Annotated in this window: 6 protein-coding genes and 1 pseudogene; 1 reads left to right on the forward strand and 6 read right to left on the reverse strand. The window is 71.8% G+C overall.

The features are described 5' to 3' along the window. Window positions 1–40 precede the first annotated feature (40 nt). Entirely contained in the window at window positions 41–2896 is a 2856-nt protein-coding gene (locus VB739_RS10855) for a cation-transporting P-type ATPase (RefSeq protein WP_323357078.1), read from the forward strand. Here the strand turns inward: VB739_RS10855 and hypE are convergent. The 6 genes and pseudogenes from hypE to VB739_RS10885 all read right to left on the reverse strand — a co-directional run. After that, window positions 2865–3881: a hydrogenase expression/formation protein HypE gene (gene hypE / locus VB739_RS10860; RefSeq protein WP_323357079.1), complete on the reverse strand. Its 1017-nt coding sequence runs from the start codon at window positions 3879–3881 to the stop codon at window positions 2865–2867. The two genes, VB739_RS10855 and hypE, sit on opposite strands and share 32 nt — an antisense overlap. Further along, window positions 3874–4992: a hydrogenase formation protein HypD gene (hypD, locus tag VB739_RS10865; protein WP_323357080.1), complete on the reverse strand. Its 1119-nt coding sequence runs from the start codon at window positions 4990–4992 to the stop codon at window positions 3874–3876. Before hypD ends, hypE begins: the two co-directional genes overlap by 8 nt. Then, window positions 4989–6023 carry a dihydroorotate dehydrogenase-like protein gene (locus VB739_RS10870; RefSeq protein ID WP_323357081.1) on the reverse strand — a complete coding sequence of 345 codons (1035 nt, stop codon included), beginning with the start codon at window positions 6021–6023 and terminating at the stop codon, window positions 4989–4991. The genes hypD and VB739_RS10870 overlap by 4 nt, the downstream gene beginning before the upstream one ends. Further along, window positions 6020–9655: a pyruvate:ferredoxin (flavodoxin) oxidoreductase gene (nifJ, locus tag VB739_RS10875; protein WP_323357082.1), complete on the reverse strand. Its 3636-nt coding sequence runs from the start codon at window positions 9653–9655 to the stop codon at window positions 6020–6022. The genes VB739_RS10870 and nifJ overlap by 4 nt, the downstream gene beginning before the upstream one ends. Beyond that, a complete protein-coding gene (locus VB739_RS10880) occupies window positions 9652–9891 on the reverse strand; it encodes a HypC/HybG/HupF family hydrogenase formation chaperone (protein ID WP_323357083.1) in 240 nt (79 codons plus the stop codon). Before VB739_RS10880 ends, nifJ begins: the two co-directional genes overlap by 4 nt. Further along, window positions 9827–10226, reverse strand: a pseudogene (locus VB739_RS10885) (hypothetical protein); the annotation flags it as partial. The gene VB739_RS10880 and the pseudogene VB739_RS10885, both read right to left, overlap by 65 nt.

Here is a 10226-nt window from a genome sequence, read left to right on the forward strand (position 1 = left end):
GCAAGTTGGTCATGCTGATCGTGGCCCCCGCTGCCGATCCGTGCTTCTCGCCGCATCCCAGCCGATCTGGTCGCTGCCCCTGGAGGAGGTCCATCAGGCCCTGCAGACTTCAGCGCAGGGCCTGAGCAGCGAAGAGGCCGACCGACGCCTGGCACAGTTCGGCCCCAATCGCCTGCCGCCGGCCAAGCGGCGACCCCTGGCCCTGCGCTTCCTGGACCAGATGGTCCACTTCATGGCCCTGCTGCTGTGGATCGCCGGGGTCCTGGCCTTCGCCGCCGGTACCCCCCAACTGGGCTGGGCCATCTGGGCGGTGGTGCTGATCAATGGCGTTTTCTCTTTCTGGCAGGAATTCCAGGCCGAGCGCACCCTGGCCGCACTCACGCGTGCCCTGCCCAGCCAGGTGCAGGTATGGCGCGACGGCCAGCTGGGCTTTCTGCCGGCGGAGGACCTGGTGGCGGGCGATCGGGTCCGGCTCGAGGAGGGGGATCGGGTCCCGGCCGACTGTCGGGTGAGCATGGCCCAGGCGCTCTATCTGGATCTTTCTGTGCTCACCGGCGAGTCCCTGCCGGTGGCGCGCCGGAGTGACGCCCCTGAAGCCAGCCAGCGGCAGGCGACGGTCAGCACCAGTGAGCGGGCCAACCTGGTGATGGCCGGCAGCACGGTGGCCTCAGGACGGGGGGAGGCGTTCGTCTACGCCACGGGCGCCGAGACGGAATTCGGACAGGTGGCCCGGCTGGCGGCCGGCACCACCCGCGGCACCAGCACGCTGGAGGTGCAGGTCAACAAAATCGTCCACACGATCTGCACGATCGCCGTGACCATGGGCGTGCTCGCCTTCGGCCTCAGCGTCCTGCTGGTCGGAATGGCCCCGTTGGAGAGCGTGGTGTTCGCCACGGGGATCATCGTGGCCAACGTCCCTGAAGGGCTGCTGCCCACCGTGACCCTGGCCCTGGCCATGGCGGTGCAGCGCATGGCGAGCCGCAAGGCCCTGGTCCGCCGCCTGTCGGCGGTGGAAGCCCTGGGCTCGGTGAGTGTGATCTGCTCCGACAAGACGGGCACGCTCACCGGCAACCGGATGGCGGTGGAGAGCACCTGGCTGCCGTTGCCCGCAGAGGGCCTGGAGCGGCTGTTGTTGCGCGCCGCCTCCCTGTGCTCCAACGCCCGTCTCGAGGCGGCGGTGGCCGGCTCTGGTGAAGCCACCGAACCGTGGCTGGGGGTGGGGGATCCCACCGAAACGGCGATGTTGGTGGCCGCCGCTGAGGCTGGGCTGGTGCCGGAGGCGTTGCCGGGCCGACATCCGCGGCTTCGGGAGATCCCCTTCGATTCCCTCCGCCGCCGCATGACGGTGCTGGTGGACTGGAGCGACCAGGCCGACGAGCTGCCTATCGCCACGGGGGGCACCCTTCTGATCACCAAGGGGGCCCCCGTGGAGGTCCTGGGGCACTGCACCAGCTGGTTGTCCTCCGGTGGCGACGTGCCCATGGCCATGGAGCTGCGCCAACAGGTGGTGGCCGCCAACGATTCGCTGGCCGCCAGAGGCTTCCGCGTCATCGCCGTGGCGCTGCGCCGCGGCGACGTCCAGTCCACCACGGTGCCGAGCGATGACCTGGAGTGCGGCCAGATGTTCCTCGGCCTGCTGGGTCTGTACGACCCACCGCGGCCGGAGGTGCCGGACGCGATCCGGCAGTGCCGCGAAGCCGGTATCAAGGTGACGATGGTCACCGGCGACTACGGCCTCACGGCCCAGGCGATCGCCCAGCAGATCGGTCTGCTCGACCCGCCCCGAACGTCGGGCCGATCGACAGCCCATCAGCAAGCCAGCGCCGACCCGGTGCGGGTGATCGAGGGCTCCACCCTGGCCCAGATCAGCGACGTGCAGCTGCGCCAACTGCTCAAGTACCGCCGCCGGCTGGTGTTCGCCCGCATGGCGCCGGAGCAGAAGCTGCGTCTGGTGCAGGCCTACCGCGCCCTCGGCGAGGTGGTGGCCGTCACCGGCGATGGCGTCAACGATGCGCCGGCCCTGCGCGCCGCTGATGTCGGGCTGGCGATGGGGATCAGCGGCACGGACGTGGCCCGTGAGGCCGCCGACATCGTGCTGCTCGACGACAACTTCGCCACGATCGTGCAGGCGGTCCGTTACGGCCGCTCGGTGGTGACCAACATCGGCCGCTTCATCACCTACGTGCTGGCCTCGAACGTGCCGGAGGTGCTGCCCTTCCTGGCGATGGTGATCGCCGGCATTCCCGCCGCCCTCACGGTGCTGCAGATCCTCGCCGTCGACCTGGGCACCGACCTGCTGCCGGCCCTGGGCCTGGGGGCCGACCCACCCGAGCCGGGGGTGATGCGCCTGCCCCCGCGCCCCAAGGGCCTGCCGTTGCTCAACCGGGCCGTGCTGGTGCGTGCCTATCTGGTGCTGGGGGTGGTGGAGGGCCTGGTGGCCATGGCGGGGTACCTGCTGACCTGGCGTGCCAACGGTGTGGGCTGGAGCCAGCTGCGGCTCCTGGCCCCCCAGCTGCTGCACCACACGGCTGACGCCGGCGTGGTGGCGATCCAGCAGCAGGCGACCACCGTCACCTTCTGCCTGATCGTGGCCAGCCAGATGGGCACCCTGCTGGCCTGCCGCAGTGACCGCCGCCCTGCCTGGGCCCTGTTGGGTCTTCCCAATCCTTTGCTGTGGCTGGGATGGATCAGTGAACCGCTGCTGGCCACGGCCCTGGTGCTGGTGGCTCCTGTGGCGGCCGTGTTTGGAATGGCTCCGTTCCCCCTGGCCTGGCTGGGGCCGATGGCCCTGGCCCCGGTGCTGGTGATCCTGGTGGATGCCCTCGACAAACGCTGGCGGCACGCTGGGCAGCTGCCGCCAGGGTTCAGCAGATCCGTGGCAGCAGTTCCCCGCTGAGGGGAATCAGCACCCGCTCGCTGCCGAAGGGGGTGCGCAGCAGCACCCGGCCCCGGGGGGGGCCGGGTGCCACCCGACCGATCCAGGTCCCCCCCGCCGGAGCCAGCACCGCCAGGGCCCGCTCCTGATCCGCCTCGGGCACCACCGCCAGGAAGCGGCCCTCGTTGGCCAGGTGCAGCGGATCGAAGCCCAGCAGCTCGCAGGTGCGCCGCACGGGCTCGGCCACCGGCAGGCACGCTTCCTCGATCTGCAGCTCCAGGGAGTTGGGGGCCGCCAGTTCCTGCAGGGCGCTGGCCAGGCCGCCCCGGGTGAGATCGCGCAGGCAATGGAGCCGCACCCCCGCGGCCAGCAGCGCCTCCACCGCGGGCCACAGGGGCATGCAGTCGCTGGCCAGGGGGGGCTGCAGATCCAGGCCATGGCGGGCGGCCAGGATCGCCACCCCGTGGCGGCCCAGGTCGCCACTCACCACCAGCTGGTCGCCAGGGACGATCGCCAGCGGATCCATCGGATCGTCCACCTGCAGCAGCCCGATGCCGCTGGTGTTGAGGAAGGCCCCATCCCCCTTGCCCCGCTCCACCACCTTGGTGTCGCCGGTGACGATGCTCACCCCGCAGCGCCGGGCCGCCTCCACCAGCGACGACACGATCCGGCGCAGCAGGGCGATCTCCAGCCCCTCCTCCAGGATCAGGCCCAGGCTCAGCACCAAAGGCCTGGCGCCGGCCATGGCCAGGTCGTTGGCGGTGCCCGTCACCGCCAGGCTGCCGATGTCGCCCCCCTCGAACTCCAGGGGGTGCACCACGTAGCTGTCGGTGGTGAAAGCCAGCCGCCCGTGGGGCAGGGACAGGCGGGCCGCATCGTGCAGCACCTGGTGGGGATCGGCGTAGAGGCGGCGCAGTTCGCCGTCAATCAGCTGCTGCATCAAGGTGCCGCCACCGCCGTGGGCCAGCTGGATCCGGGGCGTGGCGAGCGGGTCCGGCTCAGCCACGGCGGCCGTAACGGTGGTAAGCCGCGCAGGCCCCCTCCGAGGACACCATCGGTGCCCCCAGAGGATGCTCCGGGGTGCAGGCGGTCCCGAAAGCCGGGCAATCCATGGGCCGGGCACGGCCCTGCAGGATGGCGCCACTGATGCAGACCCCCGCCGGCTCCGGAGCGTCTGCCGGTTCGCCTGGCAGGTCGCTGAAGCGAGCGCCGGCCTCCAGGCGGCGGAAGGGCGCCTTCAGACCCAGGCCGCCCCCCGGGATCACCCCGAAGCCCCGCCAGGGCCGGTCCACCGGCTCAAACACCGAGTCCAGCAGGGCCCGGGCGGCCGGGTTGCCCTGCTGCCGCACCACCCGGCCATAGGCATTGGCCACCCGGGCCTCGCCCCGCTCCAGCTGCCGCACGCAGGCCACCAGGCCCCGCATCAGATCCAGGGGCTCGAAACCGCTCACCACCACCGGCACCCGGTGTCGATCCACCAGTTGCTCCAGCTCCGTAGTGCCCATCACGGCGCAGACGTGTCCGGCCGCCAGGAACCCCTGCACCTGGTTGGCCTCGGCGGTGAGGATCGCCGCCATGGCGGGGGGGACCCGCACGTGGGCCGCCAGCAGGGAGAGGTTGGTCGCCCCGGCGGCCGTCGCCTGGCGCACCAGCAGGGCCGTGGCGGGAGCGGTGGTCTCGAAGCCCACCGCCAGAAACACCACCTGGCGCTGCGGATGGCGCCGGGCCAGGGCGAGGGCTTCCAACGGGGAAGTGAGCAGGCGCACGTCGCCCCCCTCGGCCCGCACCCCCAGCAGATCCCCCGGTCCGCCATCGGCGGCACTGCCCGGCACCCGCAGCATGTCGCCGTAGGAGCAGAGGATCACCTCGGGCCGGCGGGCCAGGGCCCGGGCGGCATCGATCGTGGCGGCCGGGGTGACGCAGACCGGGCAGCCGGGTCCGTGGATGAGCCGCAGCCCGGGTGGCAGCAACTGGTCGAGTCCCCAGCGCACGATGGCGTGGGTCTGGCCGCCGCACACCTCCATCAGGGTCCAGGGGCGGGTGGTGATCGCGACCAGCTCCTGGGCCAGCTCCCGCACGGCGGCCACCTCCGCCGTCAGCGCCACCGATGCGCTCACCAGGGACCCGACGCCGCCGCCGCATCGGCGGGCAGGAAGGTCTGGACGGCGCGCATGTACTGAGAGCGCTCGTACTCGCTGGGATCGGGGCAGCGCTGCTGGCTCATGCAGCCGATCAGCTCCCGGGCGGTGGCGTGCTCGTGCTCCAGCAGCCACTGGCTGAGCTCCTCCTCCAGCCCGGCCAGCCGGCCGGGACCGTGGCGCAGCAGGGCGGCCACCACCTGGGTGATGGCGGCGCCGGCCATCAGCAGGCGCACCACATCGGTGCCGCGGTGCACGCCGCCGGTGGCGGCCAGATCCAGGGGGTGACGGCCATGCAGCAGGGCGATCCAGCGCAGCGGCAGCCGCAGGTCGTGGGGGGTGGACAGCAGCAGGTTGGGCCGCACCTCCAGCTCCTCGATGTCGATGTCGGGCTGGTAGAAGCGGTTGAACAGCACCAGGCCATCGGCGCCGGCGGCCGCCAGCCGCTTGGCCATGGCGCCGAAGTTGGTGAAGAAGGGGCTGAGCTTCACCGCCAGGGGCAGCGACACCTCAGCGCGCACCTCCGCGACGATCTCCAGCACCTGATTCTCGATCGCCGCGCTGGAGAGGTCCGGATCGGTGGGCACCGAATAGATGTTGAGCTCCAGGGCGCTGGCGCCGGCCGCCTCCATCCGCCGCGCCACCTGCACCCACTGGCCGGGATGGGCGCCGTTGAGGCTGGCGATCACCGGCACCGACAGGCGGGAGCGGGCCTGCTCGAGGTGGCGCAGGTAGAGGTCGTGGCCCACATGGAAGATCGAGGGCTCGGGGAAGTAGCTGAGCGCCTCGCCGTAGCTGTCGGCCCCCTGGATGCTCACCCGGTGCAGCTCCAGCTGATCGCGCTCGATCTGCTCCTCGAACAGGGAATGCAGCACCACGGCGGCGGCGCCGGCCTCCTCCAGGCGCAGCAACTGGTCGATGTCCTCGCTGAGGGGCGCCGCGGCCCCCACCACCAGCGGGCTGCGCAGCTCCAGGCCCAGGTAGGTGACGGAAAGATCGGGACGGGTCATGCCGGTGTCTCTGTCGGGGACTTGGTCTGGGGCGTTGGCTCGGACTCCACCGGGGTGCCGGCGAGGGCCCGGTAGAGGGCCCAGCGGCGGGCCACCTCCAGCTCCGCCTGGCGGGCCAGGTCACGGGCCCGCTCCGGCTGGCTGAAGGAGAGCATGCGGAAGCGGTTCTCCGTGGCCATCGCTTCGGCCAGGGGACGCCGCTGACCCCGGCTGTCGATCTGCAGAGGGTGCTCGCCCCGTTCGATGCGGCGCGGGTCGTAGCGGTAGAGCAGCCAACGGCCGGAGTCCACCGCCGCCTTCTGCTGCTCCATGCCCCGGGCCATGTCGATGCCGTGGGCGATGCAGTGGGAGTAGGCCAGGATCAGCGACGGCCCCGGATAGCTCTCCGCTTCCAGGAACGCCCGCACCGTGTGCTCGTCGCGGGCCCCCATGGCCACGCTGGCCACGTAGACGCTGCCGTAGCTCATCATCATCAGCCCGAGATCCTTCTTGGGGGCGGCCTTGCCGCCGGCGGCGTACTTGGCCACCGCCGCCCGGGGGGTGGCCTTCGACATCTGCCCGCCGGTGTTGGAGTACACCTCGGTGTCGAGCACCAGGGCGTTCACGTCACGGCCGCTGGCCAGCACGTGGTCGAGGCCGCCGAAGCCGATGTCGTAGGCCCAGCCGTCGCCCCCCACCAGCCAGACGCTCTTCTTGACCAGGGCATCGGCCAGATCCAACAGACGGGCCACCTCGGCGGCCCGGGGGGCCTCCGGTGCCACGGCGTGCAACAGCCGCTTGAGCTCCTCCACCCGCTGCCGCTGGGCGACGATGCCGGCCTCGTCGTGCTGGTCGGCGTCGCGAATCGCCGCCACCAGGGCCCCGGGGAGCAGGGGGTCGCTCCGCTCCGGCGCCGGCCCTAGCCGCCCCAGCAGCTCGAGGGCCATCTGGCGCTGCTGGTCGATGGCGACGCGCATGCCCAGCCCGAACTCGGCGTTGTCCTCGAACAGGGAATTGCTCCAGGCCGGCCCGCGCCCCTCGGCGTTGGTGCTCCAGGGGGTGGTGGGCAGGTTGCCGCCGTAGATGGAGGAGCAGCCCGTGGCGTTGGCCACCAGCATGCGGTCGCCGAACAGCTGGCTGGCCAGCTTGAGGTAGGGCGTTTCGCCGCAGCCGCCGCAGGCGCCGGAGAACTCGAACAGGGGCTGCTGCAGCTGCTGCTGGCCGATCTTGTGCAGGTTGAGGTCGCCGCGGGCCATCTCGGGCAGCCCCAGGAAGTAGTCCCAGTGGCCTCGGGCCTGCTCCCGCAGGGGCCGCTGGGGCGCCATGTTGATCGCCTTGCGCTTCGGTTCGGTTCGGTCCCGCGCCGGGCAGACCTCCACGCACAGGGCGCAGCCGGTGCAGTCCTCGACGGCCACCTGGATCGTGAAGCTGCGGCCCTTGAAGTCGGGATCGCGGGCCGGGGCCTGGCGAAATCCCTCCGGGGCATCGGCCAGGGCGTCCGGCACCACCGCCTTGGCCCGGATCACCGCATGGGGGCAGACCATGACGCACTTGCCGCACTGCACGCAGAGGTCGCTCTCCCACACCGGCACCGACTCGGCGATGTTGCGCTTCTCCCACTGGGCCGTGCCCGTGGGCCAGGTGCCGTCGCAGGGCAGGGCGCTGACGGGCAGGGCATCGCCGCGCCGCTCCAGCAGGGGCGCGATCACCTCGCGCACGAAGGCGGGGGCGCAGGCAAGCCGGTCGGCCACAGGCGGCGCGACCGGGAGGTCGTCCTCCGCCGGCAGCTGGCTCCAGTCGAGCGGCAGCAGGTTGTCGAGGGTGGCGTCGAGGGCGCGCAGGTTCATGGCCACCACCGCCTCCCCCTTGCGGCCGTAGGTCTTGCGCAGGGAAACGCGGATCTGCTCGATCGCCTCCTGCCGCGGCAGCACGCCGCTGACGGCGAAGAAGCAGGCCTGCATCACCGTGTTGATGTGGTTGCCCATGCCGGCCTCCCGCGCCACCCGGTAGGCGTTGATCAGCCACACCGACAGGCCCCGCTCACGGATGCCGCAGCGCAGCGACGCCGGCATCCGCCGCCAGCTCTCCTCGATCGGGAAGGGGCTGTTGAGCAGCAGCACCCCACCGGCGTCCAGGCCGGCCAGCAGGTCGAAACGATCTAGGAAGTCCCATTGATGGCAGGCCACCAGGGTGGGACGCTCGATCAGGTAGGGGGCGCGGATCGGCCGGGGGCCGAAGCGCAGGTGCGACACCGTGACCGAGCCGGATTTCTTGGAGTCGTAGACGAAGTAGGCCTGGGCGAACAGGTCGGTCTGCTCCCCGATGATCTTGATCGTGGCCTTGTTGCCCCCCACCGTGCCGTCCGAGCCCAGGCCGTAGAACACGGCACGCACCTCGTCGGCCCCATCCACGTGGAACTCCGCCGCGACGGGCAGGGAGCGATGGGTGACGTCGTCGTCGATGCCGACCGTGAAGTGGTTGCAGGGCTGCGGCAGCCGGAGGTTGTCGAACACCGCCTTCACCATCGCCGGGGTGAACTCCTTGGAGGAGAGGCCGTAGCGGCCGCCCACCACCCGGGGCAGGGGGCGATCGCCGTGGCAGGAGGACCACTCCTCACTGAGGGCCGCCACCGCATCGAGATAGAGGGGCTCGCCGCCGGCCCCGGGCTCCTTGCAGCGGTCGAGCACCGCCAGCCCGCGCAGCGTGGGCGGCAGGGCGGCGGTGAACAGGGCCGCCACGAAGGGCCGGAACAGGCGCACCTTGAGCACCCCCACCCGCTGGCCGGCGGCGTTCAGGGCCAACGTCGTCTCCTCGGCGGTCTCGCAGCCGGAGCCCATCAGCACCACCACCCACTCGGCATCGGCGGCGCCCACGTACTCGTAGGGCCCGTAATGGCGGCCGGTGAGGCCGGCGAACTGCGCCATCGCCTCCAGCAGGTGCCCGGGCAGGGCGTCGTAGAAGCGGTTCACCGACTCCCGCGCCTGGAAATAGACGTCCGGGTTCTGGGCCGTGCCCCGCAGCACCGGATGGTCGGGGGAGAGGGCCCGATGGCGGTGGTCCGCCACCGCCTGCATCGGCATCAGGGCGTGGAGCACCGCATCGTCGATGGGGTGGATCTTCTGGATTTCGTGGGAGGTGCGGAAGCCGTCGAACATGTGCAGCACCGGCAGCCGCCCCAGCAGGCTCGCCCGGGTGGCGATGGCGGCGAAGTCGCCGGCCTCCTGCACGGAGGCCGAACAGAGGATCACGCAGCCGGTGCCGCGGCAGGCCATCACGTCGCTGTGGTCGCCGAAGATCGAGAGCCCCTGGGCCGCCAGCGAACGGGCCGCCACGTGCAGCACAGCGGGGGTGAGCTCTCCGGCCAGCTTGTAGAGGTTGGGCACCATCAGCAGCAGCCCCTGGGAGGCCGTGAAGGTGGTGGTCAGCACCCCCGCCTGCAGGGCGCCGTGCACGGTGCCGGCGGCGCCGGCCTCGCTCTGCAGCTCCACCACCGCCGGCACCGTGCCCCAGAGGTTGGGGCGGCCTTCGGTGCACCAGGCATCAGCCCACTCCCCCATCGGTGAGGCGGGGGTGATCGGGTAGATGGCGATCGCCTCGTTGAGGCGGTAGGCCACCAGGGCCACAGCCTCGTTGCCGTCGACGGTGATGGTCATGCGGGATCGTCGTCGACAAGGCTGAGGGCAAGGCCCACGTGCACCAGCACCCGATCGCCCACGGCCGCCTCGGGCAGGCAGGCCAGGCTCACCTGCTGACGCACCCCACCGAAATCCACCTCGGCCATGCGCCAGAGGCCGTCGTCGGCGGCGGCATCGTGCCCGGACGGTTCAGGCGCCCCCTGCGGCGGCTGGATCCGGATCGAGAGGATGCGAGCCGGCACGGCCAGGCACATGGGGAGGGTTCGGCTCGTGGACACTCCATCCGGTTGTAGGCGCGCTGGCCGGATCTGCCCACGGACCGCCCACCGCCCAGGCCTGCCCGAGGGCCAGGCCGCCGTCACTGCAGGGCACGACCTGCGGCCAGAACGGCTGCAACCCCTTGGCCCGCAGGCCTGTGATCGCGGCCTCCAGCAGCAGCCGGTTCTGGAAGCAGCCGCCGCCCAGGGCCACCGGGACACCGCCGCTGCTGGCCATGGCGGGGGGGCACCTCAGAGCAACGGCGAGAGCGGCCGCCTCGGCCAGGGCCGCCGCCAGGGCGTGCTGGAAGCGGGCGGCGCAGAGCGCCGGC

The sequence above is a fragment of the Cyanobium gracile UHCC 0281 genome, assembly GCF_034931305.1.
GTDB classification, from domain to species: domain Bacteria; phylum Cyanobacteriota; class Cyanobacteriia; order PCC-6307; family Cyanobiaceae; genus Cyanobium; species Cyanobium gracile_A.